This window comes from Streptomyces actinomycinicus (assembly GCF_016741775.1).
Taxonomy (GTDB): Bacteria; Actinomycetota; Actinomycetes; order Streptomycetales; family Streptomycetaceae; genus Streptomyces; species Streptomyces actinomycinicus.
The window spans coordinates 22365-48660 of sequence record NZ_JAERRK010000001.1 but is presented as its reverse complement, the minus strand read 5'-3'; the positions used below and the strand labels follow the sequence as shown (position 1 = coordinate 48660).

At 70.7% G+C, this 26296-nt stretch carries 26 protein-coding genes; 10 read left to right on the top strand and 16 right to left on the bottom strand.

Features of this window, described 5'->3' with window-relative positions:
- Window positions 1-6: 6 nt before the first annotated feature.
- Entirely contained in the window at window positions 7-2898 is a 2892-nt protein-coding gene (locus JK359_RS00220; protein WP_307787945.1) for a transglycosylase domain-containing protein, read from the bottom strand.
- A 1407-nt stretch (window positions 2899-4305) separates the two neighbouring features.
- Here JK359_RS00220 and JK359_RS00215 point away from each other — a divergent pair.
- From JK359_RS00215 to JK359_RS00200, 4 genes are all read left to right on the top strand, one after another.
- The gene (locus JK359_RS00215) at window positions 4306-5106 is read left to right on the top strand and encodes an ABC transporter permease (protein WP_201830339.1); all 801 of its coding nucleotides are present in this window, start codon (window positions 4306-4308) and stop codon (window positions 5104-5106) included.
- A gap of 73 nt (window positions 5107-5179) precedes the next feature.
- Window positions 5180-6001, top strand: a complete 822-nt coding sequence (locus JK359_RS00210) for an ABC transporter permease (RefSeq protein ID WP_307787944.1) — start codon at window positions 5180-5182, stop codon at window positions 5999-6001.
- Between the two features lies 1 nt (window position 6002).
- Entirely contained in the window at window positions 6003-6965 is a 963-nt protein-coding gene (locus JK359_RS00205; protein WP_201830336.1) for an ABC transporter ATP-binding protein, read from the top strand.
- A 9-nt stretch (window positions 6966-6974) separates the two neighbouring features.
- A complete protein-coding gene (locus tag JK359_RS00200) occupies window positions 6975-7694 on the top strand; it encodes a DUF1707 SHOCT-like domain-containing protein (RefSeq protein ID WP_201830334.1) in 720 nt (239 codons plus the stop codon).
- A gap of 327 nt (window positions 7695-8021) precedes the next feature.
- Here JK359_RS00200 and JK359_RS00195 read toward each other — a convergent pair whose 3' ends face one another.
- From JK359_RS00195 to JK359_RS00185, 3 genes are all read right to left on the bottom strand, one after another.
- Window positions 8022-8429, bottom strand: coding sequence for a prefoldin domain-containing protein (locus JK359_RS00195; RefSeq protein WP_201830333.1), 408 nt, complete (start codon window positions 8427-8429; stop codon window positions 8022-8024).
- A gap of 114 nt (window positions 8430-8543) precedes the next feature.
- On the bottom strand, window positions 8544-9278 hold the full coding sequence (rph, locus tag JK359_RS00190; RefSeq protein ID WP_201830331.1) for a ribonuclease PH: 735 nt from the start codon (window positions 9276-9278) through the stop codon (window positions 8544-8546).
- A 77-nt stretch (window positions 9279-9355) separates the two neighbouring features.
- Window positions 9356-9589 (bottom strand): PTS sugar transporter subunit IIB, encoded by a 234-nt coding sequence (locus tag JK359_RS00185; protein ID WP_189538369.1) that lies wholly within the window; start codon window positions 9587-9589, stop codon window positions 9356-9358.
- A 184-nt stretch (window positions 9590-9773) separates the two neighbouring features.
- Here JK359_RS00185 and JK359_RS00180 point away from each other — a divergent pair, with 184 nt between their 5' ends.
- Both JK359_RS00180 and JK359_RS00175 read left to right on the top strand, forming a co-directional pair.
- On the top strand, window positions 9774-11102 hold the full coding sequence (locus JK359_RS00180; protein WP_201830330.1) for a PTS transporter subunit EIIC: 1329 nt from the start codon (window positions 9774-9776) through the stop codon (window positions 11100-11102).
- A gap of 183 nt (window positions 11103-11285) precedes the next feature.
- Complete coding sequence (locus JK359_RS00175) at window positions 11286-12551, top strand: PTS transporter subunit EIIC (RefSeq protein ID WP_201830329.1); 1266 nt, start codon at window positions 11286-11288, stop codon at window positions 12549-12551.
- A 141-nt stretch (window positions 12552-12692) separates the two neighbouring features.
- Here JK359_RS00175 and JK359_RS00170 read toward each other — a convergent pair whose 3' ends face one another.
- The gene (locus JK359_RS00170; protein WP_201830325.1) at window positions 12693-13445 is read right to left on the bottom strand and encodes an MBL fold metallo-hydrolase; all 753 of its coding nucleotides are present in this window, start codon (window positions 13443-13445) and stop codon (window positions 12693-12695) included.
- 238 nt (window positions 13446-13683) lie between these two features.
- Here JK359_RS00170 and JK359_RS00165 point away from each other — a divergent pair, with 238 nt between their 5' ends.
- Window positions 13684-14142: a type II toxin-antitoxin system PemK/MazF family toxin gene (locus tag JK359_RS00165; RefSeq protein WP_201830323.1), complete on the top strand. Its 459-nt coding sequence runs from the start codon at window positions 13684-13686 to the stop codon at window positions 14140-14142.
- Between the two features lie 76 nt (window positions 14143-14218).
- On the opposite strand, the gene JK359_RS00160 is transcribed toward JK359_RS00165, so the two are convergent.
- From JK359_RS00160 to clpS, 8 genes are all read right to left on the bottom strand, one after another.
- Window positions 14219-14680, bottom strand: a complete 462-nt coding sequence (locus JK359_RS00160; RefSeq protein ID WP_201830314.1) for a hypothetical protein — start codon at window positions 14678-14680, stop codon at window positions 14219-14221.
- 182 nt (window positions 14681-14862) lie between these two features.
- On the bottom strand, window positions 14863-15813 hold the full coding sequence (locus JK359_RS00155) for a PLP-dependent cysteine synthase family protein (protein ID WP_201830313.1): 951 nt from the start codon (window positions 15811-15813) through the stop codon (window positions 14863-14865).
- Between the two features lie 17 nt (window positions 15814-15830).
- Window positions 15831-16109 (bottom strand): MoaD/ThiS family protein, encoded by a 279-nt coding sequence (locus JK359_RS00150; protein WP_201830312.1) that lies wholly within the window; start codon window positions 16107-16109, stop codon window positions 15831-15833.
- Window positions 16110-16233: 124 nt separating this feature from the next.
- Entirely contained in the window at window positions 16234-16329 is a 96-nt protein-coding gene (locus JK359_RS40325; protein ID WP_350896351.1) for a putative leader peptide, read from the bottom strand.
- Between the two features lie 91 nt (window positions 16330-16420).
- The gene (locus JK359_RS00145; RefSeq protein ID WP_201830310.1) at window positions 16421-16843 is read right to left on the bottom strand and encodes a M67 family metallopeptidase; all 423 of its coding nucleotides are present in this window, start codon (window positions 16841-16843) and stop codon (window positions 16421-16423) included.
- 133 nt (window positions 16844-16976) lie between these two features.
- Window positions 16977-18395, bottom strand: coding sequence for an amino acid permease (locus JK359_RS00140; RefSeq protein ID WP_201830309.1), 1419 nt, complete (start codon window positions 18393-18395; stop codon window positions 16977-16979).
- Window positions 18396-18790: 395 nt separating this feature from the next.
- Window positions 18791-19396 (bottom strand): DUF2017 domain-containing protein, encoded by a 606-nt coding sequence (locus JK359_RS00135; protein WP_201830308.1) that lies wholly within the window; start codon window positions 19394-19396, stop codon window positions 18791-18793.
- Between the two features lie 12 nt (window positions 19397-19408).
- Window positions 19409-19717 (bottom strand): ATP-dependent Clp protease adapter ClpS, encoded by a 309-nt coding sequence (clpS, locus tag JK359_RS00130; RefSeq protein WP_201830306.1) that lies wholly within the window; start codon window positions 19715-19717, stop codon window positions 19409-19411.
- Window positions 19718-19864: 147 nt separating this feature from the next.
- On the opposite strand from clpS, the gene JK359_RS00125 reads away from it, so the two are divergent.
- Both JK359_RS00125 and JK359_RS00120 read left to right on the top strand, forming a co-directional pair.
- Window positions 19865-21211 carry a nicotinate phosphoribosyltransferase gene (locus tag JK359_RS00125; RefSeq protein WP_201830304.1) on the top strand — a complete coding sequence of 449 codons (1347 nt, stop codon included), beginning with the start codon at window positions 19865-19867 and terminating at the stop codon, window positions 21209-21211.
- A gap of 95 nt (window positions 21212-21306) precedes the next feature.
- Window positions 21307-21900 (top strand): isochorismatase family protein, encoded by a 594-nt coding sequence (locus tag JK359_RS00120; RefSeq protein ID WP_201830300.1) that lies wholly within the window; start codon window positions 21307-21309, stop codon window positions 21898-21900.
- 72 nt (window positions 21901-21972) lie between these two features.
- Here JK359_RS00120 and JK359_RS00115 read toward each other — a convergent pair whose 3' ends face one another.
- Together JK359_RS00115 and JK359_RS00110 are read right to left on the bottom strand one after the other, a co-directional pair.
- Window positions 21973-22305, bottom strand: a complete 333-nt coding sequence (locus tag JK359_RS00115; RefSeq protein WP_201830296.1) for a hypothetical protein — start codon at window positions 22303-22305, stop codon at window positions 21973-21975.
- 121 nt (window positions 22306-22426) lie between these two features.
- Window positions 22427-24784 (bottom strand): immune inhibitor A domain-containing protein, encoded by a 2358-nt coding sequence (locus JK359_RS00110; protein WP_201830292.1) that lies wholly within the window; start codon window positions 24782-24784, stop codon window positions 22427-22429.
- A 365-nt stretch (window positions 24785-25149) separates the two neighbouring features.
- Between JK359_RS00110 and JK359_RS00105 the strand changes: the two genes are divergently transcribed.
- Complete coding sequence (locus tag JK359_RS00105; protein ID WP_201830291.1) at window positions 25150-25386, top strand: hypothetical protein; 237 nt, start codon at window positions 25150-25152, stop codon at window positions 25384-25386.
- A 60-nt stretch (window positions 25387-25446) separates the two neighbouring features.
- Here JK359_RS00105 and JK359_RS00100 read toward each other — a convergent pair whose 3' ends face one another.
- On the bottom strand, window positions 25447-26235 hold the full coding sequence (locus JK359_RS00100) for an RDD family protein (protein ID WP_201830289.1): 789 nt from the start codon (window positions 26233-26235) through the stop codon (window positions 25447-25449).
- Window positions 26236-26296 lie beyond the last annotated feature (61 nt).

Sequence of the window (26296 nt, the reverse complement as noted above, 5' to 3'; positions counted from 1 at the left end):
GGCGGGTCAGGTGCCGGGGCCGCCTCCGGGTCCTGCGATGGTGCCGGTGGTGCCGCCGGCGTCGGTTCCGCCGCCCGGTGTGCCGCCTCCGGTGCCGGTGTCCCCGCCGGTGGTGCCGCCGTCCGTGGTGCCGCCTCCGGTGGTGGCGCCGCCGTCGGTCGTGCCGCCGGTGGTCTGGTCACCGCCGGTGGTCTGGTCCCCGCCTGTGGTGGTGCCGCCGTCGGTGGTCGGGCCGCCGTCGGTGGGGGTGCCGGTGGTGCCGCCGTCGGTCGGGGTGGCGGTGGCGCCGCCGTCGTCCTGGCCGCCGTCGGTGGCGGTGCCGCCGGTGTTCTGGCCGGGGTCGGTGCCGGGCTGGGTCGTGCTGGTGGCGGGGGGTTCCTGGATCCGGTCGGCGCCTTCCTGGAGTTCGAGGTGGAACTCGCCGGCCGGCTTGCCCTTCAGGGCGTTGCGCGTGTACTGCGCCCAGATCTTGGTGGGCGGGCCGCCGCCGTTCATGCGGGCCTCGCCGAGGGCGCCGTACAGGGGCATGTGCTTGGCCGTGACCGGGTCCTGGCCCATGACGGAGACGACCGTGGCCAGGTCGGGGGTGTAGCCGGCGAACCAGGCGGCGGTGTCGTTCTCGGCGGTGCCGGTCTTGCCGGCCGCGGGGCGGCCGGCCTCCAGTGCGGCGGTGGCGGTGCCGCTCTGGACCACGCTCTGCAGGACGGAGGTGGTGGTGTCGGCGGCCTCGCGGCTGACGGCCTGCTTGACCCTCTGCCCGGGCAGCTTGACCTCCTCGGCGCCCTGCTTGGTGATCTTCTCGACCAGGGTGTACGTGCCGTGCTTGCCGTGGTTGGCGAGCGTGGCGTAGGCCTCCGCCATGTCCAGGACGCTGGCGGTTGCGGTGCCGAGGGCGACGGACGGGTACGGCTGGAGGTCGGGGGTGTCGGAGGGGACGCCGAGGTCGATCGCGGTCTGCTTGACCTTGTCGGGGCCGACGTCGACGGCCATCTGTGCGTACACCGAGTTCACCGACGAGTCGGTGGCCTTGCGGACGGTGATGTTGCCGTAGGAGTGCTGGTCCTCGTTCTCGGGGGCGTAGGCGCCGCCGCTCCAGCCCTGGACGGGGCGCTTGTTGGTGCCGTCGTAGACGGTGTTCGGGGTGATGGTGCGGCCGTCCTGGGTGGTGGACCCGTTCTCCACGGCGGAGGTGAACACGAACGGTTTGAAGGTGGAGCCGACCTGGAAGTCACCGCGGGTGGCGCCGTTGGTGTACTGCTTCACGTAGTCGATGCCGCCGTACATGGCGACGACCTTGCCGGTCTTGGGGTCGACGGAGGCGCCGCCGGCCCGGACGTAGGTGTCGGCCTTGCGGTTCTTCTTGTCCAGCTTGGAGATCAGCTGGTCGTCGACCGCCTTGACGAAGGCGTCCTGCCGGTTCTTCTGGATGGTGGTGGTGATGCGGTAGCCGCCGAGCGCAAGGTGGTCGGCGTCAATGATGTTGTTGGTGATCAGGTACTGCTTGACCGCCTCGACGAGGTAGCCGCGCTGGCCGGACATGCCGGTGGAGACGGTCTGCTCCTTGGGCATCGGGAACTTCATGCCGGCGCGCTCGGACTCGCTGAGCCAGCCCTTGGCGACCATGCCGTTCAGGACGTAGTTCCAGCGGGCGAGGGCGGCCTTCTTGTTCTCGGGGTGGGCGACGACGTCGTACTCGCTCGGCGCGTTGACGAGCGCGGCGAGGTAGGCGGCGCGGGCCGGATCGAGGTCGACGGCGTCGCGGCCGTAGTAGGCCTGGGCGGCGGCCTGGATGCCGTAGGCGTTGCGGCCGAAGTAGCTGGTGTTGAGGTAGCCCTCGAAGATCTCGTCCTTGGACTTGTTCTGGTCGAGCTTGATCGCGATGAAGAATTCCTTGGCCTTGCGGGTGACCGTCTGTTCCTGGGCCAGGTAGTAGTTCTTCACGTACTGCTGGGTGATCGTCGAGCCGGACTGCTTGCCCTTGCCGGTGGCAGTGTTCCAGCCGGCCCGGATCATGGCCTTGGGGTCGACGGCGGACTCGGTGTAGAAGTCGCGGTCCTCGGCGGCCAGTACGGCGTGCTGGGCGGCCTTGGAGACCTGGGCGAGGCTGACGTTCTCGCGGTTGACCTCACCGTCCCGGGCCAGCTGGGAGCCGTCGGCGTAGAGGTAGACGTTGCTCTGCTTGGTCGCGAACGCGTTGGCCGGCGGGATCTTCACGAGGGAGTAGCCGACGAAGAAGAGGCCGACGAGCAGGAGGAGGCCGACGACGAAGGTGCCGAGCACCATGCGCCAGGTCGGCAGGAGTCGCCGCCAGCCGGTCCGCTTGGGCCGCTTGCCCTTCTTGGCCTTGGCCTTGCCGCTGCCCTTGCCGCCGCCGTTGCCGTCGGCGGTCCCGCCGTCCGCGGCGGCGAGGGCGGTGGTCTCGGCCTCGGAAGCGCCGGGCGCGCCGGGCCGGGGGCCGGCATTGGGGCCGGTACGGGGTGTGACCCCGGTACGAGGGGTGGCCCCGGTACCAGGGGTGGCCCCGGTACCAGGGGTGGCTCCGGTACGGGAGGTGGCTCCGGTACGGGAGGTGGCTCCGGTTCCGGAGGGGGACGCGGAGGCGGCGCGGGCGGCGGCGCCGGCGGCAGCACCGGCTCCGGCGGCTGCGGCGCCCGCTGCGGCTCCGGCACCGGGCTTGGCGGCCGCGGCACCGGCCGCCCCGGCGGCACCCGCGGCACCCGCAGCGCCCTTGGCGCCCGCAGAACCGGCCGCGCGGGCGGCGCGGGCGGCTCGTGCGGCGGCTGGGGAGCCTGGCGCGGGGGCACCGGCCGTGCCTGCGGTGTCGGCGGTGCCTGCGGTGTCGGCGGCGTTGGCGCCGGTGGCCTGGGCGGCGCGCTTCGGGCCGCCGGGGCGGGGCACGGAAGTCCGGGGAGTGCGTCCGGCGGACTTCGGCTCGCCCGCCGAGGAGGTGGAGGCGGAGGCAGAGGATGCGGAGGAAGCCGCGGAGGCCGAGGGGGCACCGTCCGGCTCGCCCGAGCGGGGCGCGCCGATACGCCGGAGCACCTGCGTGGTCTCGGGCGCCCCTGCGTCACCGGAGCCCTGGGCGGCACCGGCCGGCTTGTCGGAGCCCTGAGCGGCACCGGCTGACTTTCCGGGCGCCTGGGCGGCACCGGCCGGCTTGTCGGTCCGGTCCTGCCGGCCGCCCTTGCCGGACTGCGCCGAGGACGCGGAGCCGGCCCCGGAGGCCTGGGGCTCCCGGGGCGGGGTGATGCGCCGGAGCACCTGGGTGCTCTCGGGCGACTGAGCCTGCGCTGCGGAGGCGGAAGCACCGCCGCCCTTGGCCGAAGCACCACCAGAAGCGGAACCGCGGCCGCCCGACGCCGAAGCACCACCAGCAGCGGAAGCACCGCCGCCCGAGGCCGAAGCGCCGCCGCCCGAGGCCGAAGCGCCGCCGGAGGCGAAAGCACCGTCCCCCTTGACCGAAGCACCACCAGCAGCGGAACCACCGCCGCCCGACGCCGAAGCACCAGCGGAGGCAGCAGCATCGCGCCGCTTGGCCGGGGCGCCGCCGGACGCGGAGCCCCCACGGCTCTGCGCGGACTCGGAGCCGCCACGGCTCTGCACGGACCCGGAGCCGCCACTGCCCTGCGCGGACCCGGAGCCCCCACTGCCCTGCGCGGACCCGGTGCTGCCAAGGCTCTGCACGGACCCGGTGCCGCTGTCCGTCGTGTCGGCGTCGGATCCCGTGGCCCCCGGCCTCGTCCGTTCCGTTCGGGCGTCGTGGGACGCCTGGCGGGCGCGGGCGATGGAGGCGGTGCGGTCGTGCGCCGCCGGACCGGCGGTGTCGCGGGACGGTGAGCCGGCGTCGGTCGGCCGGGGCCGGCCGGTACCGCGTTCCGGCGTTCCCTGGTCACCCTCGCGGGTGGACTCGGTGCCCTCGGTGCGCTTCCCGGGCCGGGCCGGACCGGCGGGTCCCTTCCCCGGGGCAGGGCTGATCGTGGCCTCGCGCGGCTCGGTGGCCGCTTCCTCGGGGCCCCCCGGGTTCCCGGGCCCTTCAGCCGGCAGCGGCTTTTCCGGCGCCACGCCGTCTGTCGGCTGCTGCGGCTGCGGCTCGTCGCTCATGTCGTGCACGGACTCCTGTTTCGCGTCGTACGTTCCCGTACGCCTCGTACGCCTTCTGCGCTCCCCCTGTTTGAAGACTCTCGCGCCCGGTGTTCCGTTCCCGGATTCCGGCCGCTTCCGGCCGGAAAACGCGTTGCCGGCCGTCGAGCCCCCGGACTACGCTCCCGCGCTTCGGTGTCGAGCGGTCCGAGGAGGTCGACTGGTGTGGGTGCGGGACGGTTGTACACGGCCGTCGCGGCAGGGGGGTTCCGACGGTACGCGACCTACCGGGCCGCCACTGCGGCAGGGGTGTTCACGAACACCGTCTTCGGTCTGATCTTCGTATACACGTACCGCGCGCTGTGGGACGAGAGGCCGCACCTCGGCGGGTACGACCAGGCGCAGGTCGTGACCTACGTGTGGCTGGCGCAGGCGCTGCTGTCGACGCTCGCGATCGGGGGCGGCGGCGTCGAGGAAGAGCTGATGGAACGCATCCGTACGGGGGATGTGGTGATCGACCTGTACCGGCCGGCCGACCTGCAGCTGTGGTGGCTGGCCGCGGATCTGGGCCGGGCGTTCTTCCAGCTGGTGGCCCGGGGACTGTTCCCGTTCCTGTTCGGCGCGCTGTGTTTCCCGGTGTACCTGCCGGCCGACGCCGGCACCTGGGTCGCGTTCCTCGGCGCGGTCCTGCTCGCGATGCTGGTCGGCTTCGGCATCCGTTACCTGGTGGCGCTGACCGCGTTCTGGCTGCTGGACGGCATGGGGGTGGCCCAGATGGCGTGGCTGCTGGGGTACTTCTGCTCCGGGATGCTGCTGCCGCTGAACGTGTTCCCGGGCGCCCTGGGCGAGGTCGTACGGGCCCTGCCGTGGTCGTCACTGCTGCAGGCGCCGGCGGACGTCCTGCTGGGCCGGGGGGAGCCGCTGCGGACGTATCTCTTCCAGGCGACGTGGGCGGTGGTGCTGCTGGGTGCCGGGCGACTGGTGCAGTCGGCGGCGACGCGCCGGGTGGTGGTGCAGGGTGGCTGAGGAGAGCCCGCCGGCGCCGGGGACGCGACCGGGCAAGGGCGAGCCCACGGGCCAGGACACGCGGCCGGGCCGGGTGACGCCACCGGGCCGCGTGGTGGAGGCGGTGCGGGCGTACCGGCTGATCGCGGCGATGTGGGTGCGGTCGACGATGGCCTACCGTGCGTCCTTCGCGATGACCACGTTCGGGAACTTCGCGGCGACCTTCTTCGACTTCGTCGCGATCATGCTGATGTTCTCCCGGGTGGATGCGCTGGGCGGCTACACGCTGCCGGAGGTGGCGTTCCTGTACGGGCTGTCCGCGGTGCCCTTCGGGGTGGCGGATCTGGCGATCGGCTCGATGGAGCGGCTGGGGCGGCGGGTGCGGGACGGCACGCTGGACACGCTGCTGGTGCGGCCGGCGCCGGTGCTGGCGCAGGTGGCGGCCGACCGGTTCGCGCTGCGGCGGCTGGGCCGGGTGACGCAGGGGACGCTGGTGCTGGGCTGGTCGCTGACCCGGGTGGACATCGACTGGACGGCGGCGAGGCTGCTGCTGATGCCGGTGATGCTGCTGAGCGGCTGCGCGATCTTCTGCGCGGTGTTCGTGGCGGGGGCGGCGTTCCAGTTCGTGGCGCACGACGCCTCGGAGGTGCAGAACTCCTTCACCTACGGCGGTACGACGCTGTTGCAGTATCCACCGACGGTGTTCGCGAAGGAGCTGGTGCGCGGGGTGACGTTCGTCCTGCCGCTGGCCTTCGTCAACTGGCTGCCCGCGAGCTATGTGCTGGGCCGGCCGTATCCGCTGGACGTGCCGGAGTGGGCCGCGTTCGCATCCCCGCTGGTGGCGGCCGGGTGTTGTGCGCTGGCGGGGCTGGCCTGGCGGGCGGGACTTCGTTCGTACCGCAGCACAGGGAGCTAGGGTGAGCGACTTCATTGCACTGGAGAACGTGGAGAAGGTCTTCGAGGTGCGCCGGAAGACCGGGTTCCTCAAGCGGGAGCGGCGCGAGGTGCGGGCGGTGGACGCGCTGTCGTTCACCGTGGCGCGCGGGGAGATGGTGGGGTACATCGGGCCGAACGGCGCCGGGAAGTCGACCACGATCAAGATGCTGACGGGGATCCTGACGCCGAGCGGCGGGCGGCTGCGCGTCGCGGGCATCGACCCCTCGCGGGAGCGGATGCGTCTCGCGCACCGCATCGGTGTCGTCTTCGGGCAGCGGACCACGCTGTGGTGGGACCTGCCGCTGATCGACTCGTACCGGCTGGCGCACCGCATGTACCGCATCCCGGACGCCCGTTACCGGGAGAACCTGGACCGTCTGGTGGAACTGCTGGACCTGGGCGGCCTGCTGGACGTTCCGGTGCGGCAGCTGTCACTGGGGCAGCGGATGCGCGGTGACATCGCGGCGGCCCTGCTGCACGATCCGGAGGTGCTGTACCTGGACGAGCCGACGATCGGTCTGGACGTCGTGTCGAAGACCAAGGTGCGGGACTTCCTGCGGGAACTGAACACCGAGCGCGGCACGACCGTGCTGCTGACCACCCACGACCTGCAGGACATCGAGCAGTTGTGCTCGCGGGTGATGGTGATCGACCACGGGCGGCTGGTGTACGACGGCACGCTGGCCGGGCTGCACGAGGCCGGGGAGAGCGAGCGGACGCTGGTGGTGGACCTGGAGCGGGAGCTGCCGCCGGTGGAGGTGACGGCGGCGCGGGTGGTGAAGGTCGAGGGGGCGCGGCAGTGGCTGGCGTTCCCGGCGGGGCAGTCGGCGGCACCGCTGGTGGCGGATCTGGCGGCCCGCTATCCGCTGCTGGACCTGTCGGTGCGGGAGCCGGACATCGAGGCGGTCATCGCCAGGATGTACGCGGAGAAGGCGGTCTCGTAGGCTGCGGGCATGAGCGACGACGCAGCCCCGGACCTCCGGGCGTCCGACGCCGACCGTGAGCGGGTCGCCGAGGTCCTGCGGGACGCCCTGGCCGAGGGGCGGCTCGACATGGACGAGTTCGAGGAGCGGCTGGAGGCGGCGTACAAGGCGCGGACGTACGGTGAGCTGGCGCCGTTGACCCGCGATCTGCCGGCGGGCGGTGCGGTGGCGCCGCCGGTTCCGGTCTCTTTCGTCAAGCATCCGGCGGAGAGGGGGAGTTGGGCCTCGCGGGTCGTCGGGGGCGAGGGTTCCTCGACGGGCGGGGTCGCGATCCTGTCGGGATTCGAGCGCAGGGGCCGCTGGACGGTGCCGAAGCGGTTCAGCTGCTTCGCGTTCATGGGCGGCGGCGAGATCGACCTGCGCGAGGCGGACTTCGCGGACCGCGAGGTCGAGATCCGCTGTGTGGCGGTCATGGGCGGCTTGCAGGTGACCGTGGAGCCGGGTGTCGAGGTGGTCGTCCGCGGCATCGGCATCATGGGCGGCTTCGAACACCCGCGGGACGACGGCCCCGTCGACCCGGCCGCCCCCCGGGTGATCATCAGCGGTTTCGCCTTCTGGGGCGGCGTGGGCGTGACCCGCAAACTCCCCCGCGCCGAACGCCGGCGCCTGCGCGAACAGCGCCGGCAGGAGCGCCTGGACCGCAGACGAGAACGCCACGAGCTGCACCACACCCCCGACGAGAACGACTGACGCCCCCGAACGAGCGCAAGGAACCGCGCGCCCAGCACCTCGAAGGGGCGCGAGGAACCACGCGCCCAGCCACATCACACCCGCAGAGACCCCGAACGGCACCCCTGAAGGGGCGCGAGGAACTGCGCGAACGGCCACGTCACACCCGCAGAGACCCCGAACGGCACCCCTGAAGGGGCGCGAGGAACTGCGCGAACGGCCACGTCACACCCGCAGAGACCCCGAACGGCACCCCTGAAGGGGCGCGGGGAACTGCGCGAACGGCCACGACGCATCCGCAGGGACCCACGACGCCGCCCCCGAACGGCGCCCCCGAAGCGGTGCCCTCTACGACGTGCACACCTTGGTCAGCTCCCCCGCCGCGTCGGTCACCGGCCTGACGTCCGGCGCGCTGTCCCCGTTCTTGATCGCCGTACGCACGTTGTCCACGGCCTTGTTCAGGTCGTCGACCGCCTTGTTGACGTCGGCGTCGTCCGTCTTGTCGCCGATCTTCCGCAGACTCTTGTCGATGGAGTCGAGCGAGGCGTCGGCCTGGGAGGGATCGTTCGCGGCGTTCTCCACCGCCTGCTGAAGCTCGGTGACGCTGTCGGCGATGGTGTCGGCGGTCTGCACGCAGTCCAGGGCCTTGTTCACGGCGTCGCAGCCGGTGGTGAGACCGGCGGTGAGCGCGGCGGCGGCCACGACGGCGGCTATGGCGGTGACGCGGCCCCGGCGTGAACGTCGACTGGCGGCCATGATGTGTTCCCTCCCCTGGTACGGCTGACCGGGCGCACGCTGGCTGCACGTACGCCCGTATCCACATGGACGACGGGGAGGCCCGGCGGGTTGCCCGCGGTCTTGGGGTTTTCTTTACGCGCGCGTGCTCGCGAGCGCCGCCTGCTGGATCGTGGCCAGTTCGGTGCAGCCGCCGACGGCGAGGTCGAGCAGGGCGTCGAGTTCCGCGCGGGCGAAGGGCTGGGCCTCGGCGGTGCCCTGGACCTCGACGAAGCGGCCGTCGCCGGTGCAGACGACGTTCATGTCGGTCTCGGCGCGCACGTCCTCCTCGTAGCAGAGGTCGAGCAGCGGGACACCGCCGACGATGCCGACGGAGACGGCGGCGACGGTGCCGGTGAGGGGCTGGCGGCCGGCCTTGACGAGCTTCTTGCCCTGGGCCCAGGCGACGGCGTCGGCGAGGGCGACGTAGGCGCCGGTGATCGCGGCGGTACGCGTGCCGCCGTCGGCCTGGAGGACGTCGCAGTCGAGGACGATGGTGTTCTCGCCGAGCGCCTTGTAGTCGATGACGGCGCGCAGGGAGCGGCCGATGAGCCGGGAGATCTCGTGGGTGCGGCCGCCGATCTTGCCCTTGACGGACTCGCGGTCGCCGCGGGTGTTGGTGGCGCGGGGCAGCATGGCGTACTCCGCGGTGACCCAGCCTTCGCCGCTGCCCTTGCGCCAGCGCGGGACGCCTTCGGTGACGGAGGCGGTGCAGAAGACCTTGGTGTCGCCGAAGGAGACGAGGACGGAGCCCTCGGCGTGCTTGCTCCAGCCGCGTTCGATGGTGACCGGGCGGAGCTGTTCGGGGGTACGGCCGTCGATGCGAGACATGCCGATGAGCCTAGCCGTACATATGGAAGGGGCTCCTCCCGCCTCGGGAAGAGCCCCTCGGTGGTGAGCCCGCGGGCTCACATCATGTCTTCGATCTCCGCGGCGATCGGGTCGGCGTCGGTGCCGATGACGACCTGGATGGCGGTGCCCATCTTGACGACGCCGTGGGCGCCGGCGGCCTTCAGGGCGGCTTCGTCGACCAGGTCGGGGTCGGACACCTCGGTGCGCAGCCGGGTGATGCAGCCCTCGATCTCCTCGATGTTGTCGATGCCCCCGAGCCCGGCGACGATCTTCTCAGCCTTGCTGGCCATGTTGCTTCTCCCTGATCCGAACCGCTTTGTCGCAGTAACCCACAGTTGGCCCATCTTCGCGAGCGGTCATGCCGTGCGTGCCGAATGATGGCGATCACGACAGCGGAACCGTCCGCCAACTGGTCTACACCACCGCGGGGACGGTCGCCAAACCGCGTCGGAGTCGAGTGGCCGGAGGACGCCCATGAGCGCCGAGAGCGCAGGCAGCACCGGGAAGACCGCCCCTCCGGCCCGGGAGCGCTGGAACGTTGCGTTCCAGGGGCTGCAGAAGATGGGGCGGAGTCTCCAGCTGCCGATCGCGGTGCTGCCGGCGGCGGGCATCCTGAACCGGCTGGGGCAGCCCGACGTGTTCGGGGACGACGGTCTCGGCTGGACCGCCGTCTCGAAGGTGATGAAGGGTGCGGGCGGGGCGCTGCTCGACGGCTCCCTCGGCCTGCCCCTGCTGTTCTGCGTGGGTGTCGCGATCGGCATGGCGAGGAAGTCCGACGGTTCGACCGCGCTCGCGGCGGTGGCCGGCTTCCTCGTCTACTACACCGTCCTGCAGCAGTTCCCCGAGGCGTGCCCCGGCGGTGCGAAGGAGATCAAGGACGTCGGCTGCCAGGTCGTCGTGCGGACGGGCGCAGACCAGGTGACGCCCTTCGTCTTCCAGAACCCGGGCGTCTTCGGCGGCATCGTCATGGGCCTGCTGACGGCCTTCTTCTGGGTCCGTTTCCACCGCACCAGGCTGGTGGACTGGCTGGGCTTCTTCAACGGGCGCCGGCTGGTGCCGATCATCATGTCGTTCGTCGCCATCGTCTTCGCGGTGCTGTGCCTGTGGGTCTGGCCGCCGGTCGGCGGCGCGCTGGAGAGCTTCAGCCAGTGGCTTCGGGACGCGGGCTCCTGGGGCGCGGGCCTCTTCGGCGTCGCCAACCGGGCCCTGCTCGTGATCGGCCTGCACCAGTTCCTCAACGTGCCCATCTGGTTCCAGTTCGGCAGTTACATCAAGCCGGACGGCACGGTGGTGCACGGCGACATCAACATGTTCCTGCAGGGCGACCCGCAGGCCGGCCAGTTCACCTCGGGCTTCTTCCCGATCATGATGTTCGCGCTGCCGGCCGCCGCGCTCGCCATCACCCACTGCGCCCGGCCGGAGCGCCGTAAGGAGGTCGGCGGCCTGATGCTCTCTGTCGCGCTGACCTCGTTCGTGACCGGCATCACCGAGCCCCTCGAGTACTCGTTCCTGTTCATCGCGCCCGCGCTGTACGCCGTGCACGCGGTGCTCACCGGTGTCTCGATGGCGGTGACCTGGGCGCTCGGGGTGCACGACGGCTTCAGTTTCTCGGCCGGTCTGATCGACTACGTCATCAACTGGCAGCTGGCGACGAAGCCGTGGCTGATCGTTCCGATCGGGCTGTGCTTCGCGGCCGTCTATTACGCCGTGTTCCGGTTCGCGATCACGCGGTTCGACCTGAAGACACCGGGACGGGAACCGGCCGAGGTGGCGCAGGAGATGGAGCGGGACAACGTGAAGTGAGGCACCGCTCGGGCGCCCGCGCGGGCGGGTACGGGGCGTAGCGCCGCGGTAGCGGATTCGCGGGTTCCTTATCCCGCCTTCATCGTGCTACAACAGGTCTACACCACTGGGTGGTGTAGACCAGAGACGCTGCCGTCCACCTTCCTCGGTTCCCGGGCGGCGCCTTGCCCACTGGAGGAAGTTGTGACCACGGCCAGCGCCGCTCCCGCGGCCCAGAAGAAGAAGGGCCCGGGCGCGATGGCTGTTCTGCAGCGCATCGGCCGCAGCCTGATGCTGCCGGTGGCCGTGCTGCCGGCCGCCGCGCTGCTGGTGCGCCTCGGCAACACCGACATGCTGGGCCGCCCCTCCTTCCCGGCCTTCCTGACGAAGATCGCCTCCTTCATGGCGGCCGGCGGCAACGCGATCCTGGACAACATGCCGCTGCTGTTCGCCGTGGGCATCGCGATCGGCTTCGCGAAGAAGTCGGACGGCTCGACGGCGCTCGCCGCGGTCGTCGGCTACCTGGTCTTCAAGAACGTCCTCGGCACGTTCACCGACGAGAACCTGCCGAAGGTGCCGACGCCCGTCGACGGCAAGGTCGTCATGATGGACGCCCCGGCCGACGCCAAGGTCCTCGGCGGTGTGGTGATGGGCCTCGCCGTCGCACTGCTCTACCAGCGGTTCTACCGCACGAAGCTGCCGGACTGGGCGGGCTTCTTCGGTGGCCGCCGGCTGGTGCCGATCCTGTCGGCGCTCGCGGGCCTGGTCCTCGGCATCGTCTTCGGATACATCTGGCCGGTCCTCGGCACGGGCCTGCACAACTTCGGTGAGTGGCTGGTCAAGTCGGGTGCCGTCGGCGCGGGCATCTTCGGTGTCGCCAACCGTGCGCTGATCCCGATCGGCATGCACCACCTGCTGAACTCCTTCCCCTGGCTCCAGGCGGGCGACTACCACGGCAAGAGCGGCGACATCGCGCGCTTCCTGGCCGGCGACCCGCACGCGGGCCAGTTCATGACCGGCTTCTTCCCGATCATGATGTTCGGTCTGCCCGCGGCCTGCCTCGCGATCGTGCACTGCGCCCGTCCGGAGCGCCGCGCGGTGGTCGGCGGCATGATGTTCTCGCTCGCGCTGACGTCCTTCGTCACGGGTGTCACCGAGCCCATCGAGTTCACGTTCATGTTCATCGCGCCGGTCCTGTACGCCATCCACGCGGTGCTCACCGGCATCTCCATGGCGCTGACCTGGGCGCTGGGCATGAGGGACGGATTCGGCTTCTCCGCCGGAGCGATCGACTTCGGGCTGAACCTGGGCATCGCGAGCAACCCATGGGGCCTGGCCCTGGTCGGCCTCTGCTTCGGTGCCGTGTACTACGTGGTCTTCCGCTTCGCGATCACCAGGTTCAACCTGCCCACGCCGGGCCGTGAGTCCGACGAGGAACTCGAGGAACTGCAGAAGGCAGAGGCCAAGTAGTCCGGCCACTACATCACGCAGGCCCCGGAACCAGCAGGTTCCGGGGCCTTCCTGGTACCGGGGCCTGCGTTGCGCGGGGGCCGGGCCCTCCAGGTACCGGGGTCTGCGTTGCGCCGGGGCCGGGCCTTCGTGGTGCCGGGGTCAGATCTCGTACGTCTGCCGCGGCGCGGCCAGGTGCACCGGTCCGGCGAAGACCTCGCGGGCGTCCCGCAGGTTGATGCCGGGATCGGTCCACGGCGGGATGTGGGTGAGGACCAGGCGGCGGGCGCTCGCCCGGGCCGCCGTCTCACCCGCCTCGCGGCCGTTGAGGTGCAGGTCGGGGATGCTCTCCTTGCCGTGCGTGAACGCGGCCTCGCACAGGAACAGGTCGGTGTCCCGGGCCAGCTCGTCCAGCGCCTCGGTCACGCCCGTGTCGCCGGAGTACGTCAGGGACTTCCCGCCGTGCTCGAGGCGGATGGCGTACGCCTCCACCGGGTGGCGGACCCGCTCGGTGTGCACGGTGAACGGCCCGATCTCGAACGTGGACGGCTTGACCGTGTGGAAGTCGAAGACCTCGCTCATGGAGGAGGCGGAGGGGGTGTCCGCGTAGGCGGTGGTCAGCCGGTGCTCGGTGCCCTCGGGTCCGTAGACGGGCATCGGGGCGCAGCGGCCTCCTTCGTGGCGGTAGTACCGCGCGACGAAGTAGGCGAGCATGTCGATGCAGTGGTCGGCGTGCAGATGGCTGAGGAAGATCGCGTCGAGGTCGTAGAGACCGCAGTGGCGCTGCAGCTCGCCCAGGGCGCCGTTGCCCATGTCGAGAAGCAGCCGGAAGCCGTCGGCCTCGACGAGGTAGCTCGAACAGGCCGATTCCGCGGACGGGAACGACCCCGAGCAGCCGACGACGGTGAGCTTCATGAAGCAGAAACCTCCGTTGGCGGGAAAGCGGTGGGCGGGGACGGAGAGCCGCTCGGGATGAGGGCTGTCGGGGGTCGTGCGGTTTGTCGAGCGTAAGGCGCAAAAGCACGGGTCGCTCCTCCACCAGGGGCCGTTGTGGGCGAACTCACCTGTGCTGTCACCGGTTCGGCTGGACCGGGGGCGCACAAGGATGACGAGAGGGCGCGCGATGTGCGGCGCGCGCCGGTAACGTCGTCGTATGGACACGTCCTGGTGGCTGGCGCTCGCGGCGGTGGTACTGCTCGCGCTGGTCGCCACGCTCGTCGACGGCTGGGGCCGGGGCCGCCGGCCGGGCGGACGCCGGCTGCGCCCGCCCGGACGCGCGGGCACCCGTACAGGGCATGCGCCCCGGCCGACCCCCGGGGACATCTGGTGGGCGAACGTGCCGTACGAGGACCGGGCCGTGGTGAAGGACCGGCCCTGCCTGGTGCTGGCCGTGCGCGGCGACCGGGCGACGGTCGCGAAGATCACCAGCAAGTACCACGACGAGCGCAGCGGGGTGATCCCGCTGCCGCCCGGCGCCGTCGGCGACGCCCAGGGGCGGCCCAGCTTCCTGCAGACCGACGAGCTGCGCGAGGTGCCGGTGGAGGGCTTCCGGCGCCGGGTGGGCGTGGTCGACCCGGTCCTGTGGGACCAGGTGCGGCACCTGGCCGGCTAGGGCTTCCTTCCGGATCAGACCGGCACCGGGCGACGATGCCTTCCGGCCGGCCCCGGCAAGATCCGAAGGAGAGGCCCTAGCTCACCCGGACGGTGACCGCCCACTCCTCGATGCCCTTGCAGGACACCTGGCCCGGCGCGGTGGGCTCGGCGCACAGCGGGCGCGAGGACGTGAGGCGCACGGTGCCGGCGGCCACCGCCTGGTACGCGGCCGTGGCGTCACCCGGCTGGAGCACGAAGCCCGCGTTGATGGCCTTCAGTCCGCTGCCGTCGGCGGTGACCGGCTTCCAGGGGCGGGTCCTGGTGCCGTCCAGGGTGAGCCGGACCTCGCCGCCGCCGGTCACGCAGACGGTGCGGCCGTGGTCGGCGGCGGACAGCTCGACGTGGGCGGTGCACCCGCCGCCGGACCGGGTGGGAGACGGTGTGGCACTGCGGGGCGGCGCGGACACCTTGTCGCTGCTCCCGGAGTCCTGCTGGGAGCCGCAGCCCGCGAGGAGCAGCGCTGCCGCCGCGAGGGCGAGGGGCGTCGTACGGCGCATGGGTCCGCCTTTCTGCCGTCTGCTGCCGGGCCGGCCGGCCCGGTGCCTGGTGCAGATGTGACGTACCACCCGAGCAAACGGATCCCACACGTCCGCCCCCTCGCCAAAGGGGGCGGGACGGGGTGGCGGTGCGGCCCGGGGCGGGCGCGGGCGACGCGCGGCGGACGCGTCGCCGGCCGGACTCAGGCCCAGAGCTGGCCGTGGAGCGTCTCGATGGCCTCCTCGGTGGTGGCCGCCGTGTAGACGCCGGTGGAGAGGTACTTCCAGCCGCCGTCGGCCACCACGAAGACGATGTCGGCGCTCTCCCCCGCCTGGACCGCCTTCCTGCCCACGCCGATCGCCGCGTGCAGGGCCGCGCCGGTGGAGACGCCCGCGAAGATGCCCTCCTGCTGGAGGAGTTCCCGGGTGCGGGTGACCGCGTCGGCGGAGCCGACCGAGAAGCGGGTGGTGAGCACGGAGGCGTCGTACAGCTCCGGCACGAAGCCCTCGTCGAGGTTCCTGAGCCCGTACACCAGGTCGTCGTAGCGCGGTTCGGCCGCGACGATCTTCACGTCGGGCTTGTGCTCGCGCAGGTAGCGGCCGACACCCATCAGGGTGCCCGTGGTGCCGAGACCGGCGACGAAGTGGGTGATGGAGGGGAGGTCGGCGAGGATCTCCGGGCCGGTCGTGGCGTAGTGGGCGCCCGCGTTGTCCGGGTTGCCGTACTGGTAGAGCATGACCCAGTCGGGGTGCTCGGCGGCCAGTTCCTTGGCCACCCGCACGGCGGTGTTGGAGCCGCCGGCGGCCGGCGAGGAGATGATCTCGGCGCCCCACATGCCGAGCAGGTCCCGCCGCTCCTGCGAGGTGTTCTCGGGCATCACGCACACCATGCGGTAGCCCTTCAGCTTGGCCGCCATGGCGAGGGAGATGCCGGTGTTGCCGGAGGTGGGCTCGAGGATCGTGCAGCCCGGGGTGAGCCGGCCGTCCTTCTCCGCCTGCTCGATCATGTGCAGCGCGGGCCGGTCCTTGACCGAGCCGGTGGGGTTGCGGTCCTCCAGCTTGGCCCAGACACGGACGTCCGGGGACGGCGACAGCCGCGGCAGGCGCACCAGGGGGGTGTTGCCCAACGCGGCCAGCGGGGAGTCGTAGCGCATCGCTGCTCAGCGGCCGATCAGCGCATGCCGCCGGCGACGGCCGGCAGGATCGTCACGGTGTCGCCGTCGGACAGCTTGGTGTCGATGCCGTCGATGAAGCGGACGTCCTCGTCGTTCAGGTACACGTTGACGAACCGGCGCAGCTTGCCGTCGTCCACGATGCGGGCCTGGATGCCCGCGTGCCGGGTCTCGAGGTCGGCGAAGAGGTCGGCGAGGGTGTTCCCGCTGCCCTCCACCGCCTTCTGGCCGTCCGTGTACGTGCGGAGGATGGTGGGGATGCGGACCTCGATGGCCATGGTGGCGGACTCCTGTCGGAAGGGTTCGTCGGGTGGTGTGCGCGCGGCGGCGCGACTGGGGTCCCCCCGGGCATCCGGCACGGGGGCGGCGCCGCGGCACACGGCCGTACGGCGGCGGGGAACGTCAACAGATGGCGCTGTTCAGCCTGCACAGGTCGACGTGCAGCCGCGCCACGAGCAGCACGCTCGGCGTCTTGTCGCTCACGTCGTTCAGAACCATGGGCTCATCGTATCGATTCCCGGTCCGGTCCCCGGAATGTGATCTCGCATGCTGGATGGCCGCTGCCCGTATCCCGGGACCGGGAGCGGGCTCAGTAGGCCTCGACGATCTTCACGTCCTCCTCCGTGACCTCGCCCTCCAGGATGCGGAACGAGCGGAACTGGAAGTCGCCGAGGCCGTCGGTGTCGGCGGTGGAGACGAGGACGTAGTGGGCGCCGGGCTCGTTGGCGTAGGAGATGTCCGTGCGGGACGGGTAGGCCTCGGTCGCGGTGTGGGAGTGGTAGATGACCACGGGTTCCTCGTCGCGGTCGTCCATCTCGCGGTAGAGCTTGAGCAGGTCGCCCGAGTCGAACTCGTAGAAGGTGGGCGACATGGCGGCGTTCAGCATCGGGATGAAGCGCTCGGGGCGGTCCGAGCCGGCCGGGCCCGCGACGACGCCGCACGCCTCGTCGGGGTGGTCCTTGCGCGCGTGCGCGACGATCTGGTCGACGAGGGCCTGGGTGATGGTCAGCATGTCCGTCAGGATAAGCAGTGGGGCCGCCCCGTACCGGTGGATGGTACGAGGCGGCCCACATGGTGGACGTCCTGAGCGGCGGCCGCCGGGGGCGCCACGAGTGCTCCCGGCGGCCGGACGTCCGTGGAGGGGGTCAGCCCACGTTCTCGAACTCCGGCTCCCGGCGGCTCGTGACCTCGGGGGTGCGGGACTTCAGGACCAGCCAGCCGATGCCGAGCGCCACGGCCCAGACCGCCATGACGTACAGGCAGACGCGGGAGTCGGCATCGTATGCGATCAGGCCGGTGACGAACAGCAGGAACGCGATGGCGACGTACGAGCACTTCGCACCGCCCGGCGCCGGGAAGGAGCTGGCGGGCAGCCGGCCCGCGTCGACCGCGCGGCGGTAGAGGACGTGGCTGACGAGGATCATCAGCCAGGTCCAGATGCCGGCCGCGGTGGCGACGGAGGTGACGTAGCCGAACGCCTTCTCCGGGACGATGTAGTTGAGGATCACGCCGATGCCCATGAAGGCCACCGAGACGGTGATGCCGAGCGCCGGGGTCTTCGTGGAGGACAGCTTGGAGAAGACGCGCGGGGCCTCGCCGTTGTCCGCGAGGGTGCGCAGCATGCGGCCCGTGGAGTACATGCCCGAGTTACAGGACGACAGGGCCGCGGTGAGCACCACGAAGTTCACGATGCCGGCGCCGGCCGGGATGCCGATGACCGCGAACGCCTTCACGAAGGGGCTGACGCCCTCGGCGAACTGCGTCCACTTCACCACGCACAGGATGACCGAGAGGGCACCGACGTAGAACAGGGCGATGCGCCAGGGCAGGGTGTTGATCGCCTTGGGGAGGGTCTTCTCCGGGTCCTCGGACTCGCCCGCGGTGACGCCGACCAGCTCGACGGCGAGGTAGGCGAACATCACGCCCTGGAGGGTCATCAGGGAGGAGCCGATGCCCTTGGGGAAGAAGCCGTCGAACTGCCACAGGTTCGTCACCGTGGCGGTGTCACCGGCGGCGCTGAACCCGAAGGTGAGCACACCGAGACCGATCACGATCATGCCGATGAGCGCGGTCACCTTGACCATGGAGAACCAGAACTCGATCTCGCCGAACAGCTTCACCGAGATCAGGTTGGCCACGAACAGGACCACCAGGAAGACCAGCGCCGTCACCCACTGCGGGACGGACGGGAACCAGTAGTTGACGTAGATCGCGGCGGCCGTCAGTTCGGCCATGCCGGTCACGACCCACATCAGCCAGTACGTCCAGCCGGTGAAGTAACCGAAGAACGGGCCGAGGAACTCCCGGGAGTACTCGGCGAACGAGCCGGAGACCGGGCGGTACAGCAGCAGCTCGCCCAAGGCCCGCATGATGAAGAAGATGATCACGCCCGCGAGGGCGTACATCAGGATCAGGCTGGGACCTGCCTTGGCGATGTTGGCCCCGGCGCCCAGGAACAGGCCGACGCCGATGGCGCCGCCGATGGCGATCATCTGGACCTGACGGCTGCCGAGCCCTCGCTCGTACCCCTCCTCAGGGGCGGTGGTGACCTTCTCAGAGGCCATGAGTGGTGCGCCTTTCTCCATGCCGACCCAGGCCTTTCGTCGGCCTCGGATCGGGTTTCGATCCCCCCGGATTGATGGAGCTGGGCGGCTTTCTCAAGCTCGCCCGTGCCTGGCCGACGGTCGTCGGCTCGGTGGCGCACCCGGCCGAACATGGGTGGTGTTGGCCGGGCGGTCGTGAAGATTTATCACGGCCGCAATACTGATCACACAGACGGGTTGTGACGCACCCCATAGGTAAAAGCGGACAAAGAACGCTCAAATGCGTCAAACCAGGCCGCAACGGTGACGGGATCGTTATCCGGATTTGAGCGTCCGCTGAGCGAACACTCGTACACCGTAAATGGGGTGAACCCCGGCGAAAGCGCTGCCGCTCCCCCGGTCCACCGGCCGACGCCCTAGGAGATCAGGGTCGCCACCAGGGTTTCCTGGAGTCCGCCCAGCCACAGATAGGCCAGCACCATCGGCTTGCGCGGGTCCTCCTCCGGGAGCCGGTAGAGGAGGTCGGTGTCGTCCTCGTCGGTGATCTCCAGGCGGGAGCCGATGGCCAGCCGGAGGTCGTTGAGGGCGCCGAGCCACTGCCGGGACTCCTCGGGGGACAGCTTGAGCACCGCCCCGCCCTCGTCCACCGGGGCGAGCGCGTCGAGAGTGCGGATCACGGCGAGCGCGTTCTCCCGCTTGCCGGCCCTGAGGTCGTTCTCGGTGAAGCGGCGGAACTCGGCGGAGTGCGCCCGCCGCTCCTCGGCCTCGGCGGAGGAACCGGCGGCCTGCTCCGGATCGACGTAGGCGTCCGGGAAGAGCCTCTTGAGGACCGGGTCGGCGGGCGGCTCGCTCGGCCCCTCGGCGAACAGCTCCGCGAGCGGGTCGTCGGGAGTGTCGGCGCCGGGGCCCGGGCCGATCAGCTCCAGCAGCTGGACTGCCAGCGACCGGATGATGGAGATCTCGACGTCGTCGAGCGCGACGGCCGCGCCGCCGCCGGGGAGCGGTTCGAAATGTCCGGGCATGTGAGTCGGTCGCTACTTCCGGTCCTGCTGGAGGGTGGCCCACAGACCGTAGCCGTGCATCGCCTGCACGTCGCGCTCCATCTCCTCGCGGCTGCCGCTGGAGACGACCGCCCGGCCCTTGTGGTGGACATCGAGCATGAGCTTGGTGGCCTTGTCCTTGCTGTAGCCGAAGTACGCCTGGAAGACGTAGGTCACATAGCTCATCAGGTTGACCGGGTCGTTGTGCACGATCGTGACCCAGGGGACGTCGGGCTCGGGTACGGCGAAGACCTCCTCCGCCGACTCGGTGCGTTCGATCTCTACGGGCGCGGGTGACGTCACACAGCCATGCTGCCACGGCCCCGATAAATCGTCACACCGACGAAAAGGGGGTACGATCAGTCGTCATGCCGCACCTGCCGGGGGACGGTCCCGTACCCCCGGCGGGTCCCGGGGTACCCGGTCGGGCACGAGCTAGGGGAGGTAACGGTGAACGTGGCGGACCTTGGGCTGCCGGTGGAAGTCCCGTCGACGGCGCTCTTCACGGACCAGTACGAGCTGACCATGCTGCAGGCCGCGCTGAAGGCGGGTACGGCCGAACGGCGGAGCGTGTTCGAGGTCTTCACGCGGCGGCTGCCCGAAGGACGCCGCTACGGCGTGGTGGCCGGCACCGGGCGGGTCCTGGACGCGGTGGAGAACTTCCGCTTCGACGAGGACGTCCTCGGCTTCCTGCGCGAGCGGAAGATCGTCGACGAGGAGACCCTGAAGTGGCTCGCCGGCTACCGCTTCAGCGGCGACATCTGGGGTTACCCCGAGGGCGAGGTGTACTTCCCGGGCTCCCCGATCATGCGCGTCGAGGGCAGCTTCGCCGAGTGCGTCCTGCTGGAGACCGTGATCCTCTCCATCCTCAACCACGACTCGGCGGTCGCCGCCGCGGCGTCCCGCATGGCCTCCGCCGCCGGCGGGCGCCCGCTGATCGAGATGGGTGCCCGCCGCACCCACGAGCTGGCCGCCGTGGCCGCCGCCCGCGCCGCGTACATCGGCGGCTTCGCGACCACCTCCGACCTGGCCGCCGGCTTCCGCTACGGCATCCCGACCGTCGGCACCTCCGCCCACGCCTTCACCCTGCTCCACGACCGCGAGCGGGACGCCTTCCAGGCCCAGGTGGACACCCTCGGCCGCGGTACGACGCTGCTGGTGGACACCTACGACGTCACCGAGGCCGTCCGCACGGCGGTGGAGGTGGCCGGACCGGAGCTGGGCGCCGTGCGCATCGACTCCGGCGACCTGCTGCTGGTGGCCCACCGGGTGCGCCACCAGCTGGACGAGCTGGGCGCGACGAACACGAAGATCGTCGTGACCTCCGACCTCGACGAGTACGCCATCGCCTCGCTGGCCGCCGCGCCGGTGGACGCGTACGGCGTCGGCACCCAGCTGGTCACCGGCTCGGGGCACCCGACCGCCTCCATGGTCTACAAGCTCGTCGCCCGCGCCGAGACCACCGGCCCCGACGCGCCGCTGGTGCCGGTCGCGAAGAAGTCGACCGGCGGCAAGACGTCCGTCGGGGGGCGCAAGTGGGCCGCGCGCCGGCTGGACGCGGAGGGCTTCGCGGAGGCCGAGGTCATCGGCACCGGACCGGTGCCGGCCGCACTGTCCGACCGGCAGCTGCTGGTCCGGCTGGTCGAGGGCGGCGAGGTGGTCGCCCGGGAGCCGCTGGACGTGCCCCGGGACCGGCACATCGCGGCCCGCGCGAACCTGCCGCTCTCGGCGACCCAGCTGTCCCGGGGAGAACCCGTGCTCCCGACGGAGTACGTCCACGGGCGCTCGGGTAGCTAGAGCGGGACCACCGTCCGCCCCTCGACGCCCCCTCCCGCGGGAGCCCGGAATTCTCTAGGCTCAGTTACTTGACCCTCAGTCGAAGGACACTCACCATGCGCCGCGCCTTGATCGTCGTAGACGTGCAGAACGACTTCTGCGAGGGGGGCAGCCTCGCGGTGGCCGGCGGTGCGGACGTCGCCGCGGCCGTCACCGAGCTGATCGGTCAGGCGGCGGGCACGGGGTACCGGCACGTGGTGGCCACCCGCGACCACCACATCGCGCCCGGCGGCCACTTCGCGGACAACCCCGACTACGTCCGCTCCTGGCCCGCGCACTGCGTCGCGGGCACGGAGGGCGTGGGCTTCCACCCGAACTTCGCCCCCGCGGTCGCCTCCGGCGCGGTGGACGCGGTGTTCTCCAAGGGCGAGTACTCGGCGGCGTACAGCGGCTTCGAGGGCAGCGACGAGAACGGCACCCCGCTGGCCGAATGGCTCCGCGCCCGGGAGATCAGCGAGGTGGACATCGTCGGGATCGCCACGGACCACTGTGTGCGGGCCACGGCCCTGGACGCGGCGAGGGAGGGCTTCCGCACCCACGTGCTGCTCGACCTGACGGCCGGAGTGGCGGCAGGGACCACCGAGCGGGCCCTGGAGGAGCTGAGGGCAGCCGGCGTGGAAGTGACGGGCAAGCCCGTCGTCAGCGGCTAGCGGAACCCCCGGAGGCGAGGCCGGCCCGGGGGCGCGGCCGGCGTACCCGCGCCTCCGGCCCTCGCCGGCACGTCACCCCTGCTGCACCACCGGCGGTCTGCGCAGGAGCGCCCGGATGGGATGCCACAGCTCCGTCACGGTGACACCGTTGTCCGGGGCCGTGCGCCATATCAGCCCGTCGGGATGGTGCAGCACCGCCGTGATCTCGTCCGGCGTCGGAGGCTCCGCGTTGCCCCGCAGGTACACCGCGCGCAGCCCCAGGTTGCGCAGCCGGGTCAGGGCACGGGCCCGGTTCTGGGCGTGCACGAGCACCCGCACCCCGGCCGGTCCGCCGGCCGGACTCGGCAGGTTCAACGCCACCACCACCGTGCCGTTCGGCAGCTTGCAGAAGCCTCCTGCGGCCATGCGGTCACATCCCCGTTCCGGTCGGTGTCAATAAGCGGTCCACAGGACGCACCTAAACACGATCGGCGGCAACCCGCCAAGGGGTTGCCGCCGATACGCTTCTGACCTGCGGTTTTAAGAACTACTTGACCGCGGGACCGACCTTGAGCGAGATCGTCGAGCCGTCCTTGGCCTCCTTGACGATCGTGATCTTGGTGTTGGTGTCAGTGACCTTCACCCCGCCCGTCGGGTTCGACGGGTCGTAGTAGGTGCTGGTGTGGTCGTTGAAGACCGAGACACCCTTCGAGCCCTTGATCTTCAGCGCGACGTCGGCCTTGTGCAGGGTGATGCCGTCCGTGCCGTAGAGGCTGAACGGGGAGTCGTACGCCTGGACGCGGTTGCGCAGCAGCGTGCCGTCGGCCCACTTCAGCGCCTTCCAGTGCGAGTCGACCGGCAGGATCAGACCGGTGCCCGGGTGGCCGTTGGTCTCGTTGGTGTTGTCGTCCGCCTGGGAGGTGTCCCACTTCCAGATCAGCAGGCCGTTCTGGTACGGGTAGTGCTCCACCCAGTCCGGGCGCGAGGCGAAACCGAAGTTGTACGGGCCGACCTTGAGGGTCTTGTCGTACGACTGGTACTGGCGGTTCTCGGCGATGTAGTACTGCTTGTAGTCCTTGGTGAAGGACGCGCCGATGCGGGAGAAGCCGTTCGCGGTCCAAGCGGCGTCCGGCGTCTCGGCGTTGTCCGAGAAGACCGGGGTGCCGTCGGCGGTCACGGTGATCTGGTCGGCCGTGAAGCCGTTCTCCGCGACACCGCCGTCGGTGGCGTAACGGAAGCGCAGGTCGACCTTCTTGCCCGCGTAGGCGTCCAGCGGGAACGACAGCTTCTTGTGCGTCTGCGAGAAGCCGGTCAGCGCCGGCTTGCCGCTGGCGTCACGCGGGATGGCCTGGCCGTCCGCGGTGCCGTCCAGGGCGGTCCAGTTGGCGCCGCCGTCCGTCGACACCTCGGTGTAGACGTAGTCGTAGCCTTCCTCGGTGGCCCACCAGCCGTCGAGGTCCAGCTTCGCCGACGACTTGCCGGTCAGGTCGACCGAGCGGGTCAGCGTGTTCTTCAGGTCGTTGCCGCTGCCGCTCCACCACTGGTTCGCGCCCTCGGCGGGCTGGGTGATGGTGGTGGTGACGGCCTTGTCCGGCAGGGTCACCAGGAGGGCCTGCTTGTCCCAGGTGTTGTACTCGGCGGGGCCCAGCTTGTGCGTGGACTGCTTGCCGGCCTTGGCGGTGTCGTAGTTCAGCCAGCCCAGCTGCAGCTTGTCCCAGGCGTTCATGTCGCCGGGCAGGTCGCCGATGGACTCCTTGCCCGTGCCGAGCCAGGAACCGGACGACATCAGGGTCCAGAAACCGGTGGAGTTGTCGCCGCCGGCGGTGTCGTACTCGTCCGGCAGACCGAGGTCGTGGCCGTACTCGTGGGCGAAGACGCCGAGGCCGCCGTTCTCCGGCTGGATGGTGTAGTCGCCGACCCAGACGCCGGTGTTGCCGACCTGGGTGCCACCGAGCTTGTTGTTCTCGGGGCCGGTGGCGCCGGCGTCCGTGCCGAAGGCGTACCAGCGGTGGGCCCAGATCGCGTCCTTGCCCTGGGCGCCGCCGCCCGCGGACTCGTCCTCACCGGCGTGCACGATCTGGAAGTGGTCGACGTATCCGTCGGGCTCGTTGAAGTTGCCGTCGCCGTCGAAGTCGTAACGGTCCCACTGGTCGTACTTGGCCAGGGTCTTCTTGATGTCGGCGTCGGACTTGCCGGCCTTCTTCTGCTGGGCGACCCAGGAGCTGAGGCCGTCGCTGACGACGTTCCACACGCTCGGGCAGTTGGTCTGACCGCAGGCGTTGTTGCCGTAGCGCGCCTCGTTGTACGGGACCTTGACCCAGTCGGTGACCTCGCCGGAGACCGAGTAGCGGCCCGAGGACTGCTTCTCGTAGTACTTCTTCAGCGACTCGGTCTTCTTACCGGTCCCGAAGTAGAGGTCCTGGTAGTGCTTCTTGCCGTAGTCCTTCTGCCAGGCCGTGGAGTTGTCCTTCTTGCGGTCCGGCTTGGCTATCTTGTTGTGCAGCGGGCCGGCCGTGCCCCCGTACTTCGGGTCGGTCTGGTTCCCGAACTCCACCAGGATCGTGAAGATCTTGTCGGTCTTCTCCCGGCTCAGCTCGACGTACTTGCTCTCGCCCTTGCGGCTCTTGAGCTTGACGACCTTGGAGCCGTTGCGGTCCTGCGCGGTGGCCTTGCCGGCTATGAGCTGGTTCAGGGCCTCCTCGCGCTGGGCGTCCTGCGTCTTGCTCAGCGGGCCGTCGAGGTCGTGCTTCTGCTGCTTCACCCCGGCCGGGTCGTGCCGGTTGACGGCCGCGGACCGGGACTGGGGGCTCGCCTCCGCGACGGCGAAGGTGGCGAACGTGGCGGAGGCCGCCGCGAGCGCGACACCGATGGCCGCGGATCTGAACGTCCAGGATCTACTGGTCACTTGAGTTCCTCCCCCGCGCCGCGCACACGGACAGGGGGTTCCGGGTCATGGAGGATCCGTGCGCGCACGATCAACGCGTGTAATCAAGTGACGACATTTGACTAGAGGTTTAGCAGAAAAGACAGACCTTGACTTGAGCAGGACAAGTGCACTATGCGGAGGTGGCGTTCGTTTTACGAACAGGTAGCCGCGTCCTCAACGGGCGCTGGAGCCCTCCCCCTTGAGGGGGCGGTGACTCCGTGCGCCCCCCGTGCACCCGGTACGGTGGGTTAGGTCACGCTTACCCGGCGTCCCGCTCGGGCATGCAGGCCAAGAGAGCCCCACGGCACATCCCACACCCGAAGACTGCCGAGGACACGATTGCCATGCCTCGTCCGACCGCCGCACAGCTCGCCTACGGTTCCTGCACCGTGATCTTCTCGACGCTCGCCATGCTGCTGCTGTCCCAGACGAGTTCGGGCACCGGGATCGCCGTCATCGCCGTCGCCGCACTCGCACTCGGGCTGCTGGTGGCCATGACGGTGCCGGTCCCGAAGCCACGCGCGGCCGAGGCGCCGGCCGGGACCGCCCAGGAGAACGAACGGGTCCCCACCACCCTGTGAACGGCTCGTGCGTGAGCGGCGGGCCCGTGACCGTGACGGGCCCGCCGCTCGAGCACGGGGTCAACCCGTACTGACCACGACCGTCCTGGCAGCCTTGTCGTGGATGCCTTGCTTGTACGGCTTGTCGAAGAAGCTCCAGGCCGACGAGACGATCCACCACAGGCTGAAGAAGCAGCAGGGCACGACGGACGGGCCCCACAGCACGAGGGCGCGCACGAACGAGGTCCGCGCGGTGGGGGTGGAACCGTCGGTCAGGTTGGCCACCCGCAGGCTCAGCAGCTTCTTGCCCAGCGTCCGCCCCCACTTGGCGGTGGTGAGGGTGTCGTAGGCGACGTAGAGCACCGTGCTCACCACCGTGACCACGAAGCCCTTCCCGGTCACGACCAGGTCGGTGTCGGATTCGCTCACCGACAGCCACAGCGGCACGAGGACCAGGAACGCGACGATGCCGACCAGGATCAGGTCGATGAGCCGGGCGACGATGCGCCGGCCGGTGTCGGCGAGCGGCGGCATGCCGGCCAGCGGGTCACCGGGATAACCACCGCCCTGGGGACCGCCGGCCCCGTACGGGCCGCCCGGATAGGGGGCGCCGGGACCCCCGCCGTACGGGGAATCACCGTACGGCGAACCGCCCGGTGGGCCACCGCCACCGTACGGACCGCCGCCGTACCGGGGCGGTTCGGTGCCGCCGGGCGGGGGCGGTTCGGTGCCGCCGGTCGGGGGCGGTTCGGTGCCGCCGGTCGGGGTGTCGTACGGCGAGCCCGGCCCCTGCTCCGACGGGGGCCGCTTCCGGAACGGGTCGTCCTCCGGTGGCTGCTCTCCGGAGCCGGGGGGCGGTTCGCTGCTCATGGCCCGAGTGGAACCCGGGTACCCCGGTTCCGCATCCCGCGGGCGGCCGTACGGAGTACGC